At 38.4% G+C, this 22,214-nt stretch carries 21 protein-coding genes; 11 read left to right on the forward strand and 10 right to left on the reverse strand.

Annotation, left to right across the window (positions count from 1 at the left end; genetic code table 11):
- Positions 1 to 29: 29 nt before the first annotated feature.
- On the reverse strand, positions 30 to 977 hold the full coding sequence (queG, locus tag WC623_RS09860) for a tRNA epoxyqueuosine(34) reductase QueG (RefSeq protein WP_372850451.1): 948 nt from the start codon (positions 975 to 977) through the stop codon (positions 30 to 32).
- Positions 978 to 1,057: 80 nt separating this feature from the next.
- Between queG and WC623_RS09865 the strand changes: the two genes are divergently transcribed.
- Positions 1,058 to 1,267, forward strand: a complete 210-nt coding sequence (locus tag WC623_RS09865; protein ID WP_372850453.1) for a hypothetical protein — start codon at positions 1,058 to 1,060, stop codon at positions 1,265 to 1,267.
- Between the two features lie 5 nt (positions 1,268 to 1,272).
- On the opposite strand, the gene WC623_RS09870 is transcribed toward WC623_RS09865, so the two are convergent.
- From WC623_RS09870 to pdxH, 4 genes are read right to left on the reverse strand one after another with little or no spacing between them, the layout of a single operon-like run.
- Positions 1,273 to 2,781, reverse strand: a complete 1,509-nt coding sequence (locus WC623_RS09870) for a GNAT family N-acetyltransferase (protein WP_372850455.1) — start codon at positions 2,779 to 2,781, stop codon at positions 1,273 to 1,275.
- A 49-nt stretch (positions 2,782 to 2,830) separates the two neighbouring features.
- Complete coding sequence (gene ruvB / locus WC623_RS09875; protein ID WP_316815026.1) at positions 2,831 to 3,853, reverse strand: Holliday junction branch migration DNA helicase RuvB; 1,023 nt, start codon at positions 3,851 to 3,853, stop codon at positions 2,831 to 2,833.
- A 39-nt stretch (positions 3,854 to 3,892) separates the two neighbouring features.
- The gene (locus tag WC623_RS09880) at positions 3,893 to 4,780 is read right to left on the reverse strand and encodes a 3-hydroxybutyryl-CoA dehydrogenase (RefSeq protein WP_372850457.1); all 888 of its coding nucleotides are present in this window, start codon (positions 4,778 to 4,780) and stop codon (positions 3,893 to 3,895) included.
- Between the two features lie 27 nt (positions 4,781 to 4,807).
- Positions 4,808 to 5,458, reverse strand: coding sequence for a pyridoxamine 5'-phosphate oxidase (pdxH, locus tag WC623_RS09885; RefSeq protein WP_372850459.1), 651 nt, complete (start codon positions 5,456 to 5,458; stop codon positions 4,808 to 4,810).
- A 49-nt stretch (positions 5,459 to 5,507) separates the two neighbouring features.
- On the opposite strand from pdxH, the gene WC623_RS09890 reads away from it, so the two are divergent.
- Positions 5,508 to 6,071, forward strand: coding sequence for a YqgE/AlgH family protein (locus WC623_RS09890; RefSeq protein ID WP_372850461.1), 564 nt, complete (start codon positions 5,508 to 5,510; stop codon positions 6,069 to 6,071).
- On the opposite strand, the gene purE is transcribed toward WC623_RS09890, so the two are convergent.
- Positions 6,072 to 6,554: a 5-(carboxyamino)imidazole ribonucleotide mutase gene (gene purE, locus WC623_RS09895; protein ID WP_372850463.1), complete on the reverse strand. Its 483-nt coding sequence runs from the start codon at positions 6,552 to 6,554 to the stop codon at positions 6,072 to 6,074.
- A 1-nt stretch (position 6,555) separates the two neighbouring features.
- A complete protein-coding gene (locus WC623_RS09900; protein WP_372850465.1) occupies positions 6,556 to 7,695 on the reverse strand; it encodes a 5-(carboxyamino)imidazole ribonucleotide synthase in 1,140 nt (379 codons plus the stop codon).
- 57 nt (positions 7,696 to 7,752) lie between these two features.
- Here WC623_RS09900 and WC623_RS09905 point away from each other — a divergent pair, with 57 nt between their 5' ends.
- The gene (locus WC623_RS09905) at positions 7,753 to 8,943 is read left to right on the forward strand and encodes an NAD(P)/FAD-dependent oxidoreductase (protein ID WP_372850572.1); all 1,191 of its coding nucleotides are present in this window, start codon (positions 7,753 to 7,755) and stop codon (positions 8,941 to 8,943) included.
- A 4-nt stretch (positions 8,944 to 8,947) separates the two neighbouring features.
- Here WC623_RS09905 and WC623_RS09910 read toward each other — a convergent pair whose 3' ends face one another.
- Positions 8,948 to 12,241, reverse strand: coding sequence for an amidohydrolase family protein (locus tag WC623_RS09910; RefSeq protein WP_372850467.1), 3,294 nt, complete (start codon positions 12,239 to 12,241; stop codon positions 8,948 to 8,950).
- Between the two features lie 133 nt (positions 12,242 to 12,374).
- On the opposite strand from WC623_RS09910, the gene WC623_RS09915 reads away from it, so the two are divergent.
- From WC623_RS09915 to rplT, 8 genes are all read left to right on the forward strand, one after another.
- Positions 12,375 to 14,267 carry an ATP-dependent DNA helicase RecQ gene (locus WC623_RS09915; protein ID WP_372850469.1) on the forward strand — a complete coding sequence of 631 codons (1,893 nt, stop codon included), beginning with the start codon at positions 12,375 to 12,377 and terminating at the stop codon, positions 14,265 to 14,267.
- Positions 14,268 to 14,271: 4 nt separating this feature from the next.
- Entirely contained in the window at positions 14,272 to 14,982 is a 711-nt protein-coding gene (locus WC623_RS09920; protein ID WP_372850471.1) for a head GIN domain-containing protein, read from the forward strand.
- A 45-nt stretch (positions 14,983 to 15,027) separates the two neighbouring features.
- The gene (locus WC623_RS09925) at positions 15,028 to 16,338 is read left to right on the forward strand and encodes an MFS transporter (protein WP_372850473.1); all 1,311 of its coding nucleotides are present in this window, start codon (positions 15,028 to 15,030) and stop codon (positions 16,336 to 16,338) included.
- A gap of 27 nt (positions 16,339 to 16,365) precedes the next feature.
- The gene (locus WC623_RS09930) at positions 16,366 to 17,103 is read left to right on the forward strand and encodes a (Fe-S)-binding protein (RefSeq protein ID WP_372850475.1); all 738 of its coding nucleotides are present in this window, start codon (positions 16,366 to 16,368) and stop codon (positions 17,101 to 17,103) included.
- An 80-nt stretch (positions 17,104 to 17,183) separates the two neighbouring features.
- On the forward strand, positions 17,184 to 19,109 hold the full coding sequence (gene thrS, locus WC623_RS09935; protein WP_372850477.1) for a threonine--tRNA ligase: 1,926 nt from the start codon (positions 17,184 to 17,186) through the stop codon (positions 19,107 to 19,109).
- Between the two features lie 13 nt (positions 19,110 to 19,122).
- A complete protein-coding gene (infC, locus tag WC623_RS09940) occupies positions 19,123 to 19,692 on the forward strand; it encodes a translation initiation factor IF-3 (protein WP_090783770.1) in 570 nt (189 codons plus the stop codon).
- Positions 19,693 to 19,718: 26 nt separating this feature from the next.
- A complete protein-coding gene (gene rpmI, locus WC623_RS09945) occupies positions 19,719 to 19,919 on the forward strand; it encodes a 50S ribosomal protein L35 (protein ID WP_349787531.1) in 201 nt (66 codons plus the stop codon).
- Positions 19,920 to 19,993: 74 nt separating this feature from the next.
- A complete protein-coding gene (rplT, locus tag WC623_RS09950; RefSeq protein ID WP_349787532.1) occupies positions 19,994 to 20,338 on the forward strand; it encodes a 50S ribosomal protein L20 in 345 nt (114 codons plus the stop codon).
- A gap of 84 nt (positions 20,339 to 20,422) precedes the next feature.
- On the opposite strand, the gene bioD is transcribed toward rplT, so the two are convergent.
- Both bioD and WC623_RS09960 read right to left on the reverse strand, forming a co-directional pair.
- On the reverse strand, positions 20,423 to 21,031 hold the full coding sequence (gene bioD, locus WC623_RS09955) for a dethiobiotin synthase (protein ID WP_372850480.1): 609 nt from the start codon (positions 21,029 to 21,031) through the stop codon (positions 20,423 to 20,425).
- Positions 21,024 to 22,154, reverse strand: a complete 1,131-nt coding sequence (locus WC623_RS09960; RefSeq protein WP_372850482.1) for an aminotransferase class I/II-fold pyridoxal phosphate-dependent enzyme — start codon at positions 22,152 to 22,154, stop codon at positions 21,024 to 21,026. Before WC623_RS09960 ends, bioD begins: the two co-directional genes overlap by 8 nt.
- Positions 22,155 to 22,214 lie beyond the last annotated feature (60 nt).

A 22,214-nucleotide genomic window follows, 5' to 3' on the forward strand; every position in this document is an offset into this window, starting at 1 on the left:
ATCGGACTGTATAATTATACAGTCCTTTTTTATGATGAAAGTAGTCCGCTTTTTAGGAAATCAATATTCCTGTTTAATCCCTTAAATTTAGTACGTTTTACTGCTGAGTTTTTAAAAATGGTCTTAAAAACATCTTCTGTAATATCTAGCCAATCTTCCTTTTTCATATTCAACAATTGCTCATTAGCCTTAAATCTAGGCTCAGTATGCGGGGTTGAAAAGCGGTTCCATGGACATACATCTTGACAAACATCACAACCAAACATCCAGTTGTCCATCTTATTCTTAAAACTCTGGTCAATTTCCTCTCTAAGCTCAATAGTAAGGTAGGAAATACATTTCTTTGCATCAATTACAAAAGGAGATAAGATCGCTTCAGTAGGACAGGCATCAATACATTTGGTGCAGGTTCCACAATGATCAGTTTGGAAAGGTTGATCATATTCGAGTTCCAGATCAATGATTAATTCTGCTAGAAAGAAGAATGAGCCACTTTTTTTATTAATGAGATTACTGTTTTTACCTATCCATCCAATACCAGCTCGTTTAGCCCATGCGCGATCTAATACTGGTGCAGAGTCTACAAAAGCTCGCCCAGCTACCTCTCCAATTTCTACTCTGATGAAGTTTAACAACTGGAATAATTTATCTTTAATAACCTCGTGATAGTCTGCTCCATATGCATATTTTGATATTTTAGGAGCATTTGGGTCTATTTGTCTTTGTTCTGGAAAATAATTGAGACTTAATGAAATGACTGATTTTGAGTCCTCCACAAGGAGTCTGGGGTCTAGCCGCTTATCAAAATGATTTTCCATATAAGCCATCTGACCATGATGCTTGTCCTGCAACCATTTTTCCAGTTTTGGTGCTTCATCTTCGAGGAATTCTGCTTTGGCAATGCCACAATGCATAAAGCCAAGCCGCAAAGCTTCATCTTTAATTATTTTACTATATCTGGAGGCAGTGTTTAACATCGCTTACAAAGATAAGGCTTTGCATTGGAAACTTTTTAAACGCTCGATTGTTGTTAGTTTAAATAAATAAAATTGAAGTTATGGAAAATTTAGAATCACAACATACCGAAGATCCAAACAAACCACATAAACCAATAGAACACGATTATCCCAAGCACCAGGATGATCCGGGTCCTTCCCGTGAATCAATTGAAGAGAAAGATATAAATGGGGCTGCAGTAGTGCTCAGATGGCTGATACCTATATTGGTTATTGCCTTGGTTGTGTACTGGTTTGTTTATATGAAGTAAAGCTGTTATTTTAACAGCTTTACTTCATATAGGTCTTTTCTTCTGTCTTTTAATATTTTAACGGTTCCAAAATGATGAAGCTCGTCCAGTAAATGTAGGTCTACATCCACTACCAGCATCATCTCTGTATTTGGAGTCGTTTCAGCTTTCACTGCATTGGTAGGGAAGGCAAAATCGGAAGGAGTGAATACGGCCGACTGTGCGAACTGAATATCCATATTATTTACTTTAGGTAAATTACCTACACATCCAGCAATAGCCACATAACATTCATTTTCTATGGCTCTGGCCTGTGCACAATGTCTGACCCTGGTATATCCATTTTGTGTATCCGTTAAGAAAGGAACAAAGAGTATTTGCATACCCTGGTCTGCTAATATTCTACTGAGTTCCGGGAATTCTACATCATAACAGATCAATATGCCTATTTTCCCACAGTCTGTATCAAATACCTGGATATTATCCCCACCTACCATTCCATAATATTTTTGCTCGTTTGGAGTGATATGGATCTTTCTGTATTCATCGGTTTTGCCACTTCTATGGCAAAGGTAGGTAGCATTATATAACTTATTGTTTTCAATTATCGGCATGCTGCCGGATATGATATTTACATTATAAGAAAGTGCATACTGCTGTATTCGTTCTACAATTTCTTCAGTTTGCTCAGCTAGTTTGCGCATAGCTTCCATTTCGGGCAAGTGATTATATGGCTGAAGTAGGGGTGTATTGAAGAATTCAGGGAACATGATAAAATCAGATTTATAGCCGCTTACTGCATCTACAAAAAATTCAACCTGTTCGTAAAAAGCTTCGATATCAGGAAACAAACGCATCTGCCATTGCACTAAACCTATCCTAATTGTCTTTGCTGAACGTGCAGAAGCATCAATACCCTGATAATAAATGTTATTCCACTCAATGAGTGTGGCAAATTCTTTTGATTCATGGTCGCCTGGGAGATAGTTTTTTAGAACTTTCCTAACGTGGAAATCATTAGAGAGTTGGAATGTTAGGGTAGGATCATACAGCTCCTTAGCTTTTACTTTATCGATATACTGTCTGGGCGTTAGCTTATCTGCATGTTCATGATAGCCTGGGATACGTCCGCCTGCGATAATACTTTTTAAATTAAGACTTTCACAGAGTTCTTTTCTGGCTTCATAAAGCCGGCGGCCCAATCGCAATCCCCGGAATTCGGGTGAAACAAAAATTTCTATTCCATACAAAGTATCTCCATTTGGATCATGGGTAGAAAAAGTATAGGCACCGGTAATTAATTGGTAGGTATGTTTATCGCCATATTCATCGTAATCGACAATAATGGATAGGGAACAGGCGACTACTTTATCATCAACAGCAATACACAGCTGTCCTTCCGGGAATAGCTTTAAAAGTTTTGCAATGGTAACTTTACTCCATATCTGACCGCCCAGTGTATCGTATGCCTGCTGCATAGATTCTTTGAGGTCATCATAATCTTCTAAAGTAAGTTTTCTTGTTTCAATGTTCATATTAGCAAATTTAGCTAATATGAACAGAAATGATGCCTAAAATCTGTTATTAAAACAATCTTCCGGTTTGTCCTGGGAAGTTTCTCTGCAAGTGCTTATAAGCAGCTTCTGTAGCTTCTCTGCCTCTTGATGTACGCATTAAGAATCCTTCCTGAATTAAAAAGGGTTCATAAACTTCTTCAATGGTGCCTTCATCTTCACCAACTGCTGTTGCTATGGTTTTTAAACCTACTGGTCCACCTTTAAACTTATCGATAATGGTAGTAAGGATTTTATTATCCATTTCATCCAGACCATGCTCATCTACATTTAATGCTTTTAATGCATAGCGGGCTATGTCGGTATCGATTTCGCCAGTACCTTTAATCTGAGCAAAATCTCTGGTTCGTCTTAACAGGGCATTAGCGATACGAGGTGTACCACGACTGCGCCTTGCTATTTCGTAAGCACCCTCATCAGTAATTGGGGTTTTTAAAATTTCGGATGACCTCAATACAATTGTTGTCAATAGCTTGGCATCATAATAAGCCAAACGCGAGTTGATACCAAATCTAGCTCTTAAAGGAGCTGTCAACAAACCTGATCGGGTAGTTGCACCAACTAGGGTGAAGGGGTTTAAGCTGATTTGTACAGAGCGGGCATTAGGTCCGCTCTCCAGCATAATATCTATTTTAAAATCCTCCATTGCCGAATACAGGTATTCTTCAACTAAAGGGCTTAATCGGTGTATTTCATCAATAAAAAGAATGTCACCTTCGTCCAGACCAGTTAATAGGCCTGCAAGATCACCTGGTTTATCCAATACAGGGCCGGAAGTAACTTTAATTCCAACGCCCATTTCATTGGCAATGATAAGGGAAAGGGTTGTTTTACCCAGTCCGGGAGGACCGTGCAACAAAACATGGTCCAGAGGTTCGCCGCGTAACTTTGCTGCTTTTACAAAGATCTTCAGGTTTTCCATCACCTTTTCCTGTCCGGTAAAATCATCAAAAGCCTGCGGACGCAAGACTTTCTCGATGTCGCGTTCTATGGGTGAAAGGCTTTCGGATGAGGGATCAAGATTCTCGTTCATTGTTCAAAAATACGCTTAAATATTAGAATTATAGAATGGCTAACTAAATTTAGACGCCACAACAGCCTCTTTTACACCATTCGCATAGTTATAAAAACCTTCGCCAGATTTAATACCTTTATTGCCAGCAGTAACCATATTTACCAGCAACGGACATGGTGCATATTTCGGGTTCCCGAAACCATCTTGTAATACACGTAAAATAGCCAGACAAACGTCAAGGCCAATAAAATCTGCCAGTTGCAATGGTCCCATTGGATGTGCCATTCCCAGTTTCATAACGGTATCGATTTCTTCAACACCTGCAACATTTTCATAAAGTGTATAAATTGCCTCGTTGATCATAGGCATTAAGATTCTGTTAGCTACGAAGCCAGGATAATCATTTACTTCGACAGGAACTTTAGCTAGTTTTTTAGAGAGGTCCATAACCAGAGCTGTGGTTTCATTGCTTGTTGCATAACCTCTTATCACCTCGACCAGTTTCATAACTGGAACGGGGTTCATGAAGTGCATGCCAATGACTTTGTCGCCACGATTGGTAACAGATGCTATTTTAGTGATGGATATAGATGAAGTATTGCTCGCTATAATAGCTTCTGGTTTAGCAAAGGTATCCAGATCTTTGAAAATCTTTAATTTAAGTTCCAGGTTTTCTGTTGCAGCTTCTACAATAAGATCGCTTTGAGCGATGCCCGATTTCATATCTGTAAAAGTAGTAATGTTACTTAAGGTAATGGTTTTCTCTGATTCAGTAAGTGTTCCTTTTGCTACCTGACGATCGAGGTTTTTACTAATGGTATTTAGAGCTTTTTCTAAAGCTTCATTATTGATGTCGATCAGGTTTACCTGATAGCCAAATTGCGCAAAAGTATGTGCAATCCCATTGCCCATCGTTCCAGATCCAATTATTGCGATGTTTTTCATTTAGTTTTTTATGAGGTTAGTATCTTTTTATGGAGCTAATCTATTTATAATCCACGAGCCATCCACTAAATCGTATGAAATTCTGTCGTGCAACCTACTTTGACGGCCTTGCCAGAATTCAATATGCATGGGTTCAATAAGGTAACCTCCCCAATGCTCTGGATGGGGAACCTCTTTGTTTTCGTATTCTTTTGTAAGGCTGGATACTTTTTCTTCTAAAGATTCACGGCTTTCAAGTACGCGGCTTTGTGGTGATGCCATAGCACCAATCTGACTTCCGGTTGGTCTGGAATGGAAATATTTAGCGGAGGTTTCTTTATCAACTTTACTAACTATGCCTTCAATTCTTACTTGTCGTTCTAATTCCGGCCAGAAAAATACAAGTGCAGCTTGAGGATTTTCAATTAAATCCTGACCTTTTTTACTTTCGTAATTGGTATAGAAGACAAAGCCATGCTCATCAAATTCTTTTAACAGTACAATACGAGCTGAAGGTTTTCCGAAACGGTCGGCCGTAGCGAGGGTCATTACATTGGGTTCATAAAGCTGTGCATCTATTGCGGCAGAAAACCATTTTCCAAATTGCAGGATAGGGTTGCTTTCCACATCTTTTTCTGAAAGCTGTGCCGCACGGTATTCCTGTCTTAAATCGTGTAAATTATTTTTATTAAGCTCCATGTACAAAAATAGGTTTTAGTTTATTCAAATTTATCCCTAAATTTCCAAAATGATAAGCAGGTTACAACCTACAACAGGAAGATTATTGATATCAGAACCATTTCTAATGGATCCTAATTTTAAGCGTTCAGTGATTCTGATTACTGAACATCAGGAAGATGGAACAGTAGGATTTATCCTGAATCATTCTAGTGCTTTAATACTGAGTGACGTGATCCCAGAAATGGAAGATGCAAGCTACCCGATTTATTTGGGAGGGCCTGTTGAAACTGACACCATACACTTTATACATAGATGTCCTGATTTGATTACAGATGGTCAGGAAATCGCAAAAGGAATATATTGGGGTGGTAATTTTGAAGCGTTAAAGGTATTGATCGATAATAAAAGTATTAGCGGGGCTGATATTAAGTTTTTTCTAGGTTATTCGGGCTGGGGAGAGGAACAGCTAAAAATGGAGATGAAGGAGAATACCTGGATCGTATCTGATCAGTTTCATGCCGATGTGGTTTTCTCTAATAATGAAGAAAACCTATGGCGTGAGGTGATTATTAACCTGGGGCCTAAATTTGCTCATGTGAGTAATTTTCCCCAGGATCCTAATTTGAATTAATTACATATCTGCTGCGCTTTCTTCAACTTTTTTTCTCAAGTCGTCTTTATAAGACTGCATTTTTTCTGCCAATGATTCATCAGCAGTAGAAAGTATTTGAACCGCCAATAATCCTGCATTTTTAGCTGCATTTAAAGCTACCGTTGCTACAGGAATACCGTTAGGCATTTGTAAGATGGAAAGAATTGAATCCCATCCGTCAATGGAATTTGAAGATTTAACAGGTACTCCAATTACAGGTACTACAGTAATAGAGGCTACCATACCAGGTAAATGAGCTGCACCACCTGCACCTGCAATAATTACTTTTATTCCTCTTGAAGCAGCATTTTTAGCATAATCGAACATTCTTTCCGGAGTACGGTGTGCCGATACTACGGTCATTTCAAATTCTACCCCAAATTCTTTAAAAATATCAGCAGCATCTTGCATAATGTGAAGATCTGATTTGCTGCCCATGATAATACCGGCTTTTATGCTCATTTTATGAAATAACTTTTAGTGTGTTTTTAACGAAATTGGCTTTTTGTATGGCTGCTTCCCTGTTTTGATCAACAATAGTGATGTGACCCATTTTACGGAATGGCTTGGTATATTTTTTACCATATAGGTGTAAATACACACCATCTATGCCCATTATTTTTTCTAATCCCTGATACTTTGCTACACCGTTATGGTTCTTTTCTCCCAGGAGGTTAATCATTACAGCATTGCTGATGCAACGGGTATCACCCAATGGTAAATTAAAAATAGAACGCAAATGCTGTGCAAACTGTGAAATGTAGTTGCCTTCAATGGTTTGGTGGCCGCTGTTATGTGGGCGAGGAGCTAACTCATTTACAAGTAGATCGCCATTTTTGGTTACAAACATTTCTACGGCTAGCAGACCGGTAACGTTAAGAGAGGAAGCAATATTTTTTGCGATTACTTCAGCTTTGTGTTGTAAAGCTTCAGGGTAAGTAGAAGGACCGATTAGAAACTCTACCAGATTAGCTTCTGCATTGAATTCCATTTCTACCATTGGGAATGTTTTCATATCTCCCTTTGAATTCCTGGCTACAATAACTGCAACTTCTTTTTCGAAATCAACCAACTCTTCAATCAGGCAAGGTGCATCAAATGCATTGTCAATATCAGCTGCACTGTTAATTCTCATTACTCCTTTACCATCATAACCATCTTTACGTTGTTTAAGAATATATGGGAAAGCAAAATTGCTGTTTCTGATGTCTTCTCTTGTGTTTACAAGTTGAAAAGGTGCTGTAGGAATATTGTTTTCCTTGAAAAATTGTTTTTGTACACCTTTGTCTTGTATTAAGCGGATTACTCTTGATTGTGGAAATACATGTTTTCCCTCTTTTTCTAGTTGCTCAAGAGCCTCTATATTAACCTTTTCGATTTCGATAGTAATGATATCGGCTTTCTTTCCGAAATTATAAACGGTGTCGAAATCAGTAATAGAGCCACATTCAAAGTAGTTTGCTATATGTTTACAGGGTGCATCGGTATCCGGATCTAAAACCAGGGTCGTGAGGTTATAGTTGATGGCTTCCTGGATGAGCATTCTGCCCAATTGTCCGCCACCGAGTATCCCTAATTTTAAATCACTTATTTGTTTTGCCATATCTAAATGAAAAAGTTATGCTTATTTTGCACAAAAATAAACAATATAAACGGATTGATGGATGCAGATGCTATAATTATTGGAGCCGGAGCTTGTGGTTTGATGTGTGCGGTACAAGCTGGGTACCTTGGTAAGCGTGTTGTTTTGCTGGAAAAGAATGAGCAGGCGGGTGCTAAGATCCTGATTTCAGGAGGTGGACGCTGTAATTATACCAATTTGTTTGCAACGGACGAGCAGTTTATTTCTGTTAATAAACATTTCGTGAAATCTGCATTTACACAGTGGACAGTGGCTGATACGATTAGCTTTTTTGAGACTTATGGGATTGAGGGAAAAGAAAAAACACTGGGACAGCTTTTTCCTGATGGTAAAAATGCGAAGGATGTTGTTGCCGTATTCACTTCTATTTGCGAGGATTTTGGACAAGAGCTGATTTGTGGTGCTGAAGTCTCGGATATCCAACAACAGGTGGGCGGCTTTCAGGTGAAGTATAGTAAAAATGGTAAAAGTCGTATGTTAACTGCACCTAAGCTAGTGATAGCTACAGGGGGCTTACCTATTCCTAAAATGGGGGCAACCGATTTTGCTCTGCGTTTTGCGCGTAAGCATGATTTGAAAATCGTTGAAACAATGCCTGCATTAGTACCGCTGACAATTACAGGAAAAGATGAGGAATGGTATGCTCAGCTGTCCGGAAATAGTGTGTTTTGCAGGGTTAGTAATGATAAAATATCATTTGAAGAGAATATTCTTTTTACGCATTGGGGCCTAAGTGGGCCAGCCATATTGCAGATTTCATCGTATTGGAAAAGAGGAGAGATGTTTAACATAGACTTGTTGCCAGATCAAAAGGTACTCGGCTTAATTGAAACTGAGCGTAAGCAAAATGGCAAGTTGTTATTGTCGACCGTTTTTAATCGTTTTTACGCCAAGAAATTTACTGAAGCATTAGGTAAGTTTTTACCTATAGAAAAGCAGGTGGCGGTACTTACCAAAGTTGAACTTGAGAATATTGAACAGGTAATTCATCATTTTACAGTGAAGCCGGCAGGGGATAAGGGGTATGATAAGGCAGAGGTGATGCGCGGTGGTATTGATACTAATGAATTGTCATCAAAAACTTTGGAATGTAAAAAGGTTCCAGGTGTTTATTTTGGTGGGGAATGTGTGGATGTAACGGGATGGCTTGGCGGTTATAATTTCCAATGGGCCTGGGCCAGTGGTTTTGTAATAGCCCAGGGATTGTAATATACTACTCACAATTTGGAGTTGTATACGTCCATGTCTCTGAAACACCGGTCGGAAAAGTATACACCATGCCTTTGCCAGTTTCGAACCACAATTTACCTCTTAATTTTTCTCTGCTACCAATTTCATTCATCGATAAACTATCGTAAATACGGCCATTTATCATTACATATTTGATCTTTTCTGAATTTCTGATATCATCCAAAGGATTCGCATCCATAACGATTAAGTCGGCAAGTTTCCCAACTTCTAGTGAGCCGATTTCTTTGCTCATACCGAGGTAAGCAGCTCCATTTACTGTGGCACAACGAATCGCCTGTAAGGGAGTCATTCCTCCTTGTGCCAGCATCCATAATTCCCAATGTGCACCTAAACCTTGTATTTGTCCATGTGCCCCTAAATTAACTTTAGTGCCTCTGTCGGCAATGAGTTTTGCAGATTTAGCAACTTCAATATGACCATAATCACCATATTCTGATGTTGTTCTTCTTCTTGCTCTTGGATCAATAATTGATCTTGGTGTGAACGCCATCAGGCGTTCATTCTCCCAAACATTTGTTCTGTCGTACCAGTAGTTTTCTCCCCACTGACTGCCGTAGCTAACGATTAGGGTTGGTGTATAGGCTACTTCTGTTTTGTTCCAAAACGAAATAACATCCTTATAAACGGGAGCAACAGGGATGCTATGTTCAATGCCCGTATGTCCGTCGGCAATCATATTCATATTGGTGAAAAATGTAGAACCTCCTTCGGGAACAACCATCATTTTTAACTGTCTGGCCGCTTCAAGAATTTGCTGACGCTGATCACGACGAGGCTGGTTATATGATTTTACGGAAAATGCACCAACAGCTTTTAATCTGCGGAGGTTTGACAAAGCATCATCAAGGCTATTAATGACTACCTTGAAATCACCATCAGCACCATAAAGTATAGAACCAGTGGAATATAAGCGAGGACCAACCAGGCGGCCGGCCTTGATCATTTCCGACTGACTAAACACCATTTCTGTATTACTTGATGGGTCATGTGAAGTAGTTACACCAAATGCCAGATTGGCGAGGTAAGACCAGTCTTGCTGGGGACTAATTCCATCTGGACTGGTGCGTAAATGAGCATGTACATCGATCATTCCCGGCATAATTGTTTTGCCAGTTACATCTATAATCCTGGTGTTTGTCGGGATGGGAAGGTTCTTGCCGATAGACACAATCTTATTGTTTTCGATTAGAATAGAACCGTTTTCTATCACTTCATCGCCTTTCATGGTAATAATTCTTGCACCTGTTAAGGCGATTAGTCCGGAAGGAACATCAGTTTTAAGTTTTAAATTTAATGGTAGTCCAATGCTATCGGGTTCAGTAGCTGGTATCCTAAGTCCATCAGAAAAATTAAAAATGGTGTTAATGTCTCTATTGAAATACTGATCGCCCAATGTCCAGAACATTTTATTGCTATCGCGGCTCCAATGTATATATGTCCCTGCGTCTTTAGTAATTCGGGTTAGTGGGATAGCTTTGTTTGCTGAAGAAAGTTCAAGAGGTGATCCTGTTGTCACCATTGGTGTTACATAGCTATTGAAGAGTTCTGTAAAGGCCATCCATTTGCCATCCGGACTGGGTGCAAATTGAGTGGCATAGGTAGAAGTATAATGTGTCCGTTCATTGCCCCCATTCAGATCTATACTTTTAAAAACCTTTTTTCCTGCTTCTGATGATTGAAAATAGATTCTGCTATCGTCCGTATTGAATTTTGGTTTGATACCACTTTCTGAGATCAGGGTTTTTGCACCTCCAGTCACTGGCATAGTGAAAATTCCTGTTCCACGACCATAAGCATAGCCTAATACATCATTGCCTATACCTTTTCTATACACAATCTTATCACCTTTATTAGAGAATGAAGGAGAGTAGTAAAAGCCCTTTTCGTCAGTAAGCGCTGTAATTTTCCCTGATTTTATGTCTGCCTTTTTTATAGCTCCTTTAAATTCATCACTCCATGTAGCAAAAATGACTGTTTTACCATCTGCACTTATTTCTGGCTCAAATTCAAAATCCAGTCCTTTGGTAATTCGTTCAGGAATTCCGTTTGGTAAATCTTTTTTGTATAAAAACCCCGCTGCATTAAATACTACAAACTTGCCATCTGCAGAGGTGGTTAGCTGGCGGATCATTTTTACGGTAAAGTCTTCATTAAATACCTGCTGTGGGAAATGTAAGGCCTGTTGTACAGTTTGAGAGCTGGTTACATGGAACGGAATATTATTGGTAAATAAAGAGTTAAGGTCAATTTTTTTGATCTTTCCACGTGCGTAAAAAATAATGCTCTTGCCGTCCGGTGTCCAGGCATAGTTCGGGTAAACACCAAAAATTGCCCATGTTTCCTGCTGATCGTGGGATAAATCTTCATAGATAGGCCATTCCTCAGCAGTTTGCAGGTTCTGTAATACCAATACTGATTTTAATCTGATGCGTTTTACATAAGCCATTAACTTGCCATCTGGTGATATTTGAGGTCTGGCAGCGCCACCAGGTTGGGCAATTAGATTAGTGGTCTTTCCTGTTACAAGATTCAGCTGTCTGATGGCATAGATCATCCCATTAGGGTCTTTGCTATATTCAAAATTTGGGCCGGGCGACATATCTTCACTATAATAGAGGTATTTGCCATTGGGAGAAACATTGGGTTCCCCGACATCTTGCTGATCGTTTTTTCTTTTCGTTAATTGTACTCCTTCGCCACCATAAATGCTATACATCCACATTTCACCAGCACCAAGGGAACGTGTGCCTGTAAAATGTTTACGTGCAATCAGGTATTCACTATTGGGCATCCAGGTTGCATTGTTTAATAAGCGAAAGGTTTCTTTGGTCACCTGACGTTTAAAAGAACCGTCACGGTTCATGATCCATATGTTATCAGCACCGCTTTTATCACTGGTATAGGAAATGTATTTGCCATTCGGACTAAAACGAGGTTGGATATCCCAGGCTGGTCCACCACTTAATAATACTGCAGAACCGCCAGTGATAGGCATGATATATAGATCGCCCAGCAGGTCGAATATAATGTCTTTGCCATCAGGACTCACATCGAGATTCATCCATGTACCTTCATTTGTGTTTAAAGTAAAGGTTTGGGTACTCCCTCTATATTTTTCAATATCCCAATTCTCTCTCTGTGGGTTGGTCTGATCTTGAGTTAACGATTGTCCCTGACTACGTGTTTGAAGGGACGTTTGTGAGAACGACGATTGAAATATTAATGACAGAATTAATAGTATAAATAATCTTCCCATATTACCTGAATGTAATTTAAGCCGCAATTTACTAATATCAGTTCATTTTTATAGTTTTGAAGATTAGAGTTTGTGGAAAAGATGAAAGATTAAGGATAGAGGAATCAGGATTAAGGATAAAAGCGCTCAGTATATGAATGAAACAGAAGTATTAAGGCGGTATTGGGGATATGAGGGATTTAGACCTTTGCAGGATGATATCATCAGATCTGTTTTAGAAGGGAATGATACATTGGCGTTATTGCCAACAGGTGGGGGGAAATCTATTTGTTTTCAGGTTCCTGCGATGGTTAAAGAAGGGATTTGTATTGTGATTTCTCCTCTGGTTGCTTTAATGAAAGACCAGGTAGAGGGACTGAAAGCGAAAGGAATTGAGGGTGTAGCCATTTATGCAGGGATGGGTAAACGTGAAATTGATATTCTATTAGATAATTGTATTTATGGAAATATCAAGTTTCTTTACCTCTCGCCCGAACGATTGATGTCGGAATTGGTACGTATTCGCATTTCTTACATGAATGTGAATCTGATTGCTGTAGATGAAGCGCATTGTATTTCACAATGGGGATACGACTTCAGACCTCCTTATCTAAAGATCAACGAGATCAGAGAAATTCATCCAAATGTACCTGTATTGGCATTAACAGCAACTGCGACACGTTTTGTAAGGAACGATATTGTAGAGAAACTACATTTTAAAGAACCGAATATTTTTGTCCAAAGCTTTGCCCGGAAAAATCTGAGCTATGTGGTATTGGATGATGAAGATAAATACCGCAGACTAATCAAAATTCTTACGAATGTTAAGGGCAGTGGGCTGGTATATGTTAGGAACAGGAGGGAGACAGCTGAAGTAGCCGCCTTTTTAAATAGAAATGGGATTGCTGCTGATTATTATCATGCTGGTATAGAAAAGGAAGAACGTTTTAGAAAACAAGAAACCTGGAAGCTGAACCGTATAAGAGTAATGGTAGCCACTAATGCTTTTGGGATGGGGATTGATAAACCTGACGTACGTTTTGTAGTGCATCTGGATTTACCAGATAGTCTGGAAGCGTATTATCAGGAAGCTGGAAGAGCTGGTAGAGATTTACAAAAAGCATATACAGTTTTACTGGCGAATAAGTCTGATGAAGCATCTTTGAAAGCTAAATATGCAGATAGTTTCCCTTCGGTAGAGGAGATTAAAAAAGTTTACCATTACCTGGGTAATTATTATCAACTGGCTTATGGTGCTGGAGAGGGCTTGACTTTCGGGTTTGATCTGGCTGATTTTTGTAAGCGTTTTAATGTTGGTGTGCTGAAGACAATGGCTGCACTGAAGTTTTTAGAACATGATGGATATCTGACTTTATCAGAAAATATATTTTTACCATCCAGGGTTTTATTCCTTGTAGGAAGCGAGGATGTGTATCGTTTTCAGATAGAGAATGCTGGTTATGATCCGCTTATCAAAGCGATATTAAGATCGTATGGCGGAAGCTTTGAGCAATATGTGAAAATAAGTGAATCGGAAATTGCAGGGAAAATCAGAGTTTCTTATGCAGATGTGATTCGTATGATTAATAACTTGAATGAGCAGGGTTTATTGTCGTACCTGCCACAATCAGATCAGCCACAGTTACAGTATTTACGTCCCAGGCTGGATTTTAGTCACATGGACATTGATGTCAAATATATTGAACAGCGTAAGGAACTGCAGACAGAACAGATTAAAGCGGTGCTTGCTTATGCCGGTAAAAAGGAATGCAGAAGCGTTCAATTGCTAACTTATTTTGACGAGCCCGGGTCTGAGAAATGTGGAATTTGTGATGTATGTCTGGCTGAGAAAAAGGCAAATGATGCTGATCAGCTGGAAGATAAGATTGATTTTGAGATTGTAACTCTTCTGCAAACAGAAACATATTCTTTGGATGACCTGGTAAATACTATTGCTACAGGGACAGATAATGAGCGTTTAGAACGAATTCGTGCATTACTAGACGCAGGAAAAATTAAAACAGATGGTAAAAATTATTACCTTTAATCTCATGAAGAACATATCCCTTATTGCCCTATTTATTCCTGTTTTGTTAGCAGGTTGTGATAGTAAATGCATAGAAGATTCCGGTATTCCGGTTAGCAGAGCGTTAAAAGTAAAGAGTTTTGATAAAATTAAAGTAGACGGAGCAATTAAATTAATCCTTACACAGGATAGTAGTTATGTTGTGCAGGTAGATGCCGATTCTAACATCATTAGTTATGTTAAAGCAGATGTTTCAGGTTCTGAGCTTAAGATAAAATTGGATGCGGATAAATATTGTGGGACTGATTCTATTGTTGTTCATGCGGGAATTGGAGAGCTAAAAGATTTGTCTCTTGCTGGTGCAGTTAAAGTGGTTGGTGATGGACGTATTTATGCCAATGATGTTAATTTTTCTTTTTCAGGTACAACTGACCTAACAATGGATATAAATGCAGGTAAATTGACCACAAAAGTTGATGGCGTTGGTAAATTAGTATTAACAGGGCAAGCGGGGGCACATGATCTGAAGATTAACGGAACTGCGAAAGTTGATGCTTTTGATTTTATTGTGGGTATTTACAATATTGATACAGATGGAACTGGGAAAGCTAATATTAATGTGCTGAACGAGTTAAAAGTAAAAACCTCAGGTTCAAGTGAAATCTATTACAAAGGGAATCCCAAAAAGGTGGACGAGAAAAAGTCTGGCGCAACTAAACTGGAAAAAGTAATTTAGTCCTGAATGTTGTTTTTTAGCTACTTTAGTAGTCTTATTTAATACATGGAAAAAAACGATAAAAAGATTATCCGGTCCTGGGCTTTCTTTGATTGGGCCAACTCAGCTTATAATTTAGTTATCACCTCAACGATTTTCCCAGCTTACTATACTATTATTACAAGGACAGATGAGTTTGGCGATCAGGTAACTTTTTTTGGCAGGACATTTACCAATACCGCATTATCTAATTATACACTTTCTGTTGCTTACTTGTTGATGGTGATTTTATTGCCAATTCTGTCTTCGATGGCAGATTACAGGGGGAATAAAAAACTGTTCATGAAATTTTTTACCTATATGGGCGGTTTAGCCTGTATTGGGTTGTATTTTTTTGAATTGAAAACCCTGGAGTTTGGTATAATCTGTTTTGGTTTAGCAGCGATGGGCTATGTTGGAGGGGTGATGTTTAATAATTCATACCTTCCAGAAATTGCTAGTCCGGAGCATCAGGATAGGGTTAGCGCCAAAGGATTTGCTTACGGGTATGTTGGAAGTGTTTTGCTGCAATTGATCTGTTTTGTATTTGTAATGAAACCGGATTGGTTTGGTATTACTGATGCTTCTTTTCCACCGAGGTTGTCGTTTTTGCTAGTAGGTTTATGGTGGATCGTTTTTGCTCAGATTCCTTTCCGGAAATTGCCTGCGGGAAGCCCTAATTTTAAAAAGATTAATAAACATGTAATAAACAGTGGATTTGCTGAACTTGGTAAAGTATGGACACAATTAAAGCATATGCCTTTTTTAAAGGTATATTTGATCGCTTTCTTTTTTTACTCGATGGGGGTGCAGACCATTATGTTGGCGGCTGCAGGTTTTGGTGAAAAAACATTGCAACTGGGAACTGAGAATCTGATTATAGTTATCCTCATCATTCAACTGGTAGCTATTTTGGGTGCGATAATTATGTCGAAATTTGCCAAAAAAATCGGGAACATTAATGTGCTGATTATTGTTGTTGTGATTTGGGTTTTCACTTGTGGTTGTGCATATTTTGTAACAACGGCAACTCAATATTATGGCCTGGCAGCAATTGTAGGCTTAATTATGGGGGGGATTCAATCTCTGTCCCGGTCTACCTATTCTAAGAGTTTGCCTACTGATACGCCGGATAATGCCTCTTTTTTTAGTTTTTATGATATTACAGAGAAGATGGCGATTGTGATTGGACTTTTTAGTTTTGCGTTGATTGAAGAGATGACAGGTAGTATGCGCAATTCAATTATTGCTTTAGCATCGTTTTTTATCATAGGTTTGGTATTTTTGCTGGTGTTAAAGGGAGTTGAACGCAAATTAATTAGAAAGACGATCGACTAAACATAATATAAAACGTTTTATATACTGATGAAGATAGAATTATTTGTGCCGTGTTTTGTAGATCAATTGTATCCTGAAACGGCATTTAATACCATTAAGTTATTAGAAAAGTGCGGTTGTGAGGTGTTTTATAATTCAGCTCAGACTTGTTGTGGACAACCGGCATATAATGCGGGATATTGGGAACAGGCTAAGGAAACTGGTACTAAGTTTTTAAATGACTTTTCGGAAACAGATTATATTGTAGCGCCATCGGCTTCCTGTGTAGGGATGGTGAAAAGTGGTTTCAATGATTTGTTTACCAATACGATAGTGCATAATAAATGCAGGAATATACAGAGTAATATATTTGAACTTTCCGATTTTCTGATCAATGTATTGAAACGTGATTATTTTGGTGCCGAATTGGAAGGGAAAGCAGTTTACCATGATTCATGCAGCGGATTGCGCGAATGTAAGATCAAGGAGGAACCCAGACAACTATTGTCGAAGGTTCATGGTCTGGAAATGGTAGAAATGAAAGATACAGATATGTGCTGCGGATTTGGTGGTACTTTTGCAGTTAAATTTGATGCGATTTCTTCTGCTATGGCAGAGCAAAAAGTAAACAATGCATTGGAGCAGGGGGCTGAATATATGATTTCAACAGATCTATCTTGTCTGATGCATATACAAGGTTATATCGATAAAAATAATATTCCATTAAAAACCATGCATTTAGCTGATGTTTTAGCAAGTGGCTGGCTGGAAAGTACAGAATATTAATTAACTTTGCAATCGAAATAAGATCACATTGTAAGTGATTGGTATTAAATATTTTATTAATTTTTAAATCATAGTTGTAGATGATTAATATTACACTGCCTGACGGCTCTAGTCGTCAGTATGAAAAGGGCACAACCGCTCATCAAATCGCATTATCAATTTCAGAGGGGCTTGCCCGTAATGTTTTGGCTGCCGAAGTAAACGGCGAAGTTTGGGATTCATCAAGACCTATTGAGGCTGATGCTACTGTAAAATTATTGACCTGGAATGATCAGGCTGGTAAAGCTACATTCTGGCATTCTTCTGCTCATATCATGGCAGAGGCTTTAGAGATTTTGTATCCAGGAACGAAATTTGGTATTGGTCCGGCTATTGAAACCGGCTTTTACTATGATGTTGATTTTGGCGACAGAGAGTTCTCTTCTGATGATTTTAAAGCTATTGAAGCTAAGATCATCGAGCTGGCAAAACAGAAAGAAGTTTTTGAACGTAAAGCTGTTTCTAAATCAGATGCGATCGCTTATTTTGAAGAAAAGGGTGATGAATATAAGTTAGACCTTTTAGAAGGTCTAGAGGATGGTAAGATCACTTTCTATACACAAGGTGAATTTACAGACCTTTGTCGCGGGCCACATATTCCTAATACAGGTTTTGTAAAAGCAGTAAAACTGATGAACGTTGCCGGTGCTTATTGGCGCGGTGATGAAACCAGGAAACAATTAACACGTATTTATGGAGTTACTTTCCCTAAGGCAAGTGAATTGACTGAATATCTTCATATGATTGAGGAGGCTAAGAAAAGAGATCACCGTAAATTAGGTAAAGAATTGGAACTGTTTGCTTTCTCTGAGAAAGTTGGTATGGGTTTGCCATTGTGGTTACCAAAAGGTGCTGCATTACGTGAACGTCTGGTTCAGTTTTTAACTAAAGCACAAAGTAAGGCTGGTTATGAGCAGGTGGTTACACCGCATATCGGTCATAAAAATTTATACATCACATCTGGCCATTATGAAAAATATGGAAAGGATGCTTTTCAACCTATCAAAACACCTCAAGAGGGAGAAGAGTTCTTCTTAAAACCGATGAATTGCCCGCACCACTGTGAGATTTATAAGGTTAAACCTCGTTCATATAAGGACCTTCCTTTGCGTTTTGCAGAGTTTGGTACTGTATATCGTTATGAGCAGAGTGGTGAATTACATGGTTTAACACGTGTTCGTGGGTTTACTCAGGATGATGCACATTTATTCTGCAGACCTGATCAGGTAAAAGAAGAGTTTAAGAAGGTAATTGATCTAGTACTATATGTATTCAAATCATTAGGTTTTGATGACTATATCGCTCAGGTTTCTTTAAGAGACCCAGAGAATAAGACTAAGTACATCGGTAGTGATGAAAACTGGCGCATGGCAGAATCTGCTATTATTGAAGCTGCTGATGAAAAAGGTTTACCTACAGTTGTGGAATATGGTGAAGCAGCTTTTTATGGCCCTAAGCTGGATTTCATGGTTAAAGATGCTTTGGGTAGAAAATGGCAGTTAGGTACTATTCAGGTAGATTATAATTTGCCAGAGCGCTTTGAGCTGGAATACACAGGTAGTGATAACATGAAGCACAGACCGGTAATGATTCACCGTGCTCCATTTGGTTCATTGGAACGTTTTATTGCTGTTTTGATAGAACATTGTGCAGGTAATTTCCCATTGTGGCTATCACCAGAACAATTTATTATTCTTCCGATCTCTGAAAAATATGAAGAATATGCAAAAAAAGTTTCAGAAGAACTAAATAATTCCGATATTCGCGGGCTGATTGACTTTCGCGATGAAAAGATTGGAAGGAAAATCAGGGATGCAGAGGTTAAGAAAATCCCTTATATGTTGATTATCGGAGAGAAGGAAATGGCAGAAGGTAAGGCATCGGTAAGGAAACATGGTGAGGGAGATTTAGGTGAAATGACGCTGCAAGAGTTTAGTGAATTATTAATTAAAGAAATTACAGTTTAAATAAGATACAAATTTGGCATTAGGCAGACCAGGATTTAATAGGGGACCACGTCCTCCTTTTAAGAAAAAAGAAGCAGAACATAATATTAATCAGCATATCAGAGCACAAGAGGTGCGATTAGCTGGCGATAATGTTGAACCAGGGATCTATCCTTTGGCAAAAGCTTTGGCCCTAGCTGATGAGTTGGAATTGGATCTGGTAGAGATTTCTCCAAATGCAGTACCTCCCGTTTGTAGGATTATTGATTACAGTAAGTTTGTTTACGAGCAAAAGAAAAAGCAGAAAGAGATTAAAGCAAATGCTAAGCAAACTGTAATCAAGGAAATACGTTTTGGACCTAATACTAACGATCACGATTTTCAGTTTAAGCTAAAACATGCGGTTAGCTTTTTAGAGAATGGTGAGAAGGTTAGAGCTTATGTTCACTTTAAAGGTAGAGCAATCGTTTATAAAGAGCAAGGAGAGATTCTTTTGCTTAAGTTTGCTCAGGCTCTTGAAGATATAGGTAAGGTTGAACTTTTACCAAAATTAGAAGGTAAGCGTATGTTTTTAACGCTTGCACCAAAAGTTGCTAAGAAATAAATAAATTACATAAATAAACACAGGTTATGCCAAAAATGAAAACCAATTCCAGTGCTAAAAAGCGTTTTACGCTTACTGGAACAGGTAAAATCGCAAGGAAGAATGCCTACAAAAGCCACATCTTAACAAAGATGTCGACTAAACGTAAGCGTAACTTAGGACACACTTCAATGGTGTCAGACGCTGACATGGGCAACGTTAAACGTATGCTTGCAATCGGTAAATAATTAATTTTTAACCAGGTACCCGGTAGTAAGTTTGCTGTAATACGCAACACCGTTTATCAAAAAACAACAACAACATGCCACGTTCGGTAAACGCAGTAGCTTCGAGAAGAAGAAGGAAAAAGGTCTTAAATTTAGCCAAAGGTTATTGGGGATCAAGAAGCAAGGTATTCACCATTGCTAAAAATACGGTAGAAAAAGGTTTGCAATATGCTTACCGTGACCGTAAAGTTAAGAAAAGAGAATTCCGCGGATTGTGGATTCAGCGTATTAACGCTGGAGCACGTCAGCACGGTATATCTTACTCTCAGTTAATTGGTAAATTAGCTAGCAAAAACATCGGTTTAAACCGTAAAGTTTTAGCAGATTTAGCGATGAACCATCCAGAAGCTTTTAAAGCAGTAATTGATACAGTAAAATAGATATAACTGATCATATAGAAAAGGGGAAGTCAAATGATTTCCCCTTTTTTTATGGCATAAAACTGAGTTTGTCTGTGATTTCTTTTACAAGGTAATGTGTTCAGCTGCTTTCTTAATTGTTTCAGCATTAAGAATACTCATTTTAGGAATTCTCCCCAGGACTTTTACATTACTATAGTTTTCAATATACTGTTCGCTTTCTTCATTTTTTATACCATTAAATATTAGACCTGCTATTTCAATATGATGTATTTTTAGCATTTCTATTGTTAATAGCGTATGGTTAATGCTACCCAAATAGTTCTGCGACACAATAATCACTTTAGCACCCAGGCTTTTAATCAGGTCAAGGATCAATTCTTTATCATTTAAAGGAACCATTAAGCCTCCTGCACCTTCTATAATTAGGTTATTGTCTGTTTCTGGTTTTTTTATTGACGACAGAGAGATTTCAATCCCATCTAATCTTGCAGATAAATGAGGAGAAAGTGGTTCACTAAGACGATAGCTTTCCGGATGTATGATGGTATCAAGGCTAACCAGATGTTTAACAAATAAACTGTCACTGATCTCCAGATCTCCAGATTGAATAGGTTTCCAGTAATCAGCTTTTAATTTCTCTGTAAGTATGGAGCTGATGATTGTTTTGCCAATTCCAGTTCCAATCCCTGTAATAAAATAGGTATTATTCATATTTTAATTTCTTTAATTCATTGACCAGCATTTCAATTTCCTGATCGCTGTTAAATAGGTGAAGGCATATTCTTAATCTTTCTTTTCCTTTGGCAACTGTAGGACTTAATATGGCCCTTACATCTAATCCTTTACTTTGTAATGTTTGTGCAGCAAGCTTTGCGTCATTTACATTGTTGTAAAGAACCGTTTGTATAGTACTTGTACTTTCTATTGTAGGAATAGCTGTGTCTTTCAGTAAGGATTTGTACAATCGTATTTTATGTTCAATCTGTTTGGTGTAATCTGTTTTGATCAGCATTTGATAAGCTGAATTTATTGTTGTAATGGAATGAATGGGAGCTGCAGTTGTATATATAAAGGAACGTGCAAAATTTATAAGGTAGTTTCGCAGGTTTTTACTACCTAAGACTATGGCACCATGACATCCTAAAGCTTTTCCAAATGTTACAATTCTAGCAAAAATATCTTGTTCAAGTCCCAGCATTTGAACTACTCCTGAACCTTGTGATCCAAATATACCCAGGGCATGTGCTTCATCCACAATGAGGTTAGCCTGGTATTGCTTGCAAAGCTTTGAAATTTCAGTTATAGGGGCAAAATCTCCATCCATAGAATAGATGCTTTCTATAAGGATATAAACATTGCCTTTCGAAACTCTAAGTTTAGCCTCCAGTTCATTAAGGTCGTTATGTTTAAAGGTATACCGGTTGGCATGGCTAAGTCGGGCTCCATCGATCAGACTGGCATGTATGAGTTCATCAGCTATGATTGTGTCTCCACGTTGTGCCAAACTGGATATCAGGCCGATATTTGCATCATAACCAGAATTAAAGATTAATCCCGCTTCAGCATGATGGAAATTAGCAATTGCTTGTTCAGTTTCTTCGGTAAAAATATGGTTTCCGTTAAGTAAGCGTGAGCCAGTAGCTCCATTTTTATAATCGGTTATTTGTGTTAATGTTGCTGCGCTGATGGTTTTTAATTCAGCAGAGCGAGCAAACCCGAGGTAATCATTGGAAGAGAAGTCAACAAGGAGTGGTTTAGAGCTAAGTATCCTTAATATGCCCTTTTCAGCTCTTTGCTGTAGCCTGCTTTGAATAAATTCTTCTGCTTTGTTCATGATTTCCAAAAATATGCAAAGCAGTTTAAAGTATACCCGTCAAACTTAATTATTCAGTGA

The organism is Pedobacter sp. (assembly GCF_041645105.1).
GTDB lineage: Bacteria > Bacteroidota > Bacteroidia > Sphingobacteriales > Sphingobacteriaceae > Pedobacter.

Excerpts from the sequence above, each read along its gene's own strand:
- queG (WP_372850451.1), bottom strand. The coding sequence starts at position 977 with ATGTTAAACACTGCCTCCAGATATAGTAAAATAATTAAAGATGAAGCT.
- WC623_RS09865 (WP_372850453.1), top strand. The coding sequence starts at position 1,058 with ATGGAAAATTTAGAATCACAACATACCGAAGATCCAAACAAACCACAT.
- WC623_RS09870 (WP_372850455.1), bottom strand. The coding sequence starts at position 2,781 with ATGAACATTGAAACAAGAAAACTTACTTTAGAAGATTATGATGACCTC.
- ruvB (WP_316815026.1), bottom strand. The coding sequence starts at position 3,853 with ATGAACGAGAATCTTGATCCCTCATCCGAAAGCCTTTCACCCATAGAA.
- WC623_RS09880 (WP_372850457.1), bottom strand. The coding sequence starts at position 4,780 with ATGAAAAACATCGCAATAATTGGATCTGGAACGATGGGCAATGGGATT.
- pdxH (WP_372850459.1), bottom strand. The coding sequence starts at position 5,458 with ATGGAGCTTAATAAAAATAATTTACACGATTTAAGACAGGAATACCGT.
- WC623_RS09890 (WP_372850461.1), top strand. The coding sequence starts at position 5,508 with ATGATAAGCAGGTTACAACCTACAACAGGAAGATTATTGATATCAGAA.
- purE (WP_372850463.1), bottom strand. The coding sequence starts at position 6,554 with ATGAGCATAAAAGCCGGTATTATCATGGGCAGCAAATCAGATCTTCAC.
- WC623_RS09900 (WP_372850465.1), bottom strand. The coding sequence starts at position 7,695 with ATGGCAAAACAAATAAGTGATTTAAAATTAGGGATACTCGGTGGCGGA.
- WC623_RS09905 (WP_372850572.1), top strand. The coding sequence starts at position 7,753 with ATGGATGCAGATGCTATAATTATTGGAGCCGGAGCTTGTGGTTTGATG.
- WC623_RS09910 (WP_372850467.1), bottom strand. The coding sequence starts at position 12,241 with ATGGGAAGATTATTTATACTATTAATTCTGTCATTAATATTTCAATCG.
- WC623_RS09915 (WP_372850469.1), top strand. The coding sequence starts at position 12,375 with ATGAATGAAACAGAAGTATTAAGGCGGTATTGGGGATATGAGGGATTT.
- WC623_RS09920 (WP_372850471.1), top strand. The coding sequence starts at position 14,272 with ATGAAGAACATATCCCTTATTGCCCTATTTATTCCTGTTTTGTTAGCA.
- WC623_RS09925 (WP_372850473.1), top strand. The coding sequence starts at position 15,028 with ATGGAAAAAAACGATAAAAAGATTATCCGGTCCTGGGCTTTCTTTGAT.
- WC623_RS09930 (WP_372850475.1), top strand. The coding sequence starts at position 16,366 with ATGAAGATAGAATTATTTGTGCCGTGTTTTGTAGATCAATTGTATCCT.
- thrS (WP_372850477.1), top strand. The coding sequence starts at position 17,184 with ATGATTAATATTACACTGCCTGACGGCTCTAGTCGTCAGTATGAAAAG.
- rpmI (WP_349787531.1), top strand. The coding sequence starts at position 19,719 with ATGCCAAAAATGAAAACCAATTCCAGTGCTAAAAAGCGTTTTACGCTT.
- rplT (WP_349787532.1), top strand. The coding sequence starts at position 19,994 with ATGCCACGTTCGGTAAACGCAGTAGCTTCGAGAAGAAGAAGGAAAAAG.
- bioD (WP_372850480.1), bottom strand. The coding sequence starts at position 21,031 with ATGAATAATACCTATTTTATTACAGGGATTGGAACTGGAATTGGCAAA.
- WC623_RS09960 (WP_372850482.1), bottom strand. The coding sequence starts at position 22,154 with ATGAACAAAGCAGAAGAATTTATTCAAAGCAGGCTACAGCAAAGAGCT.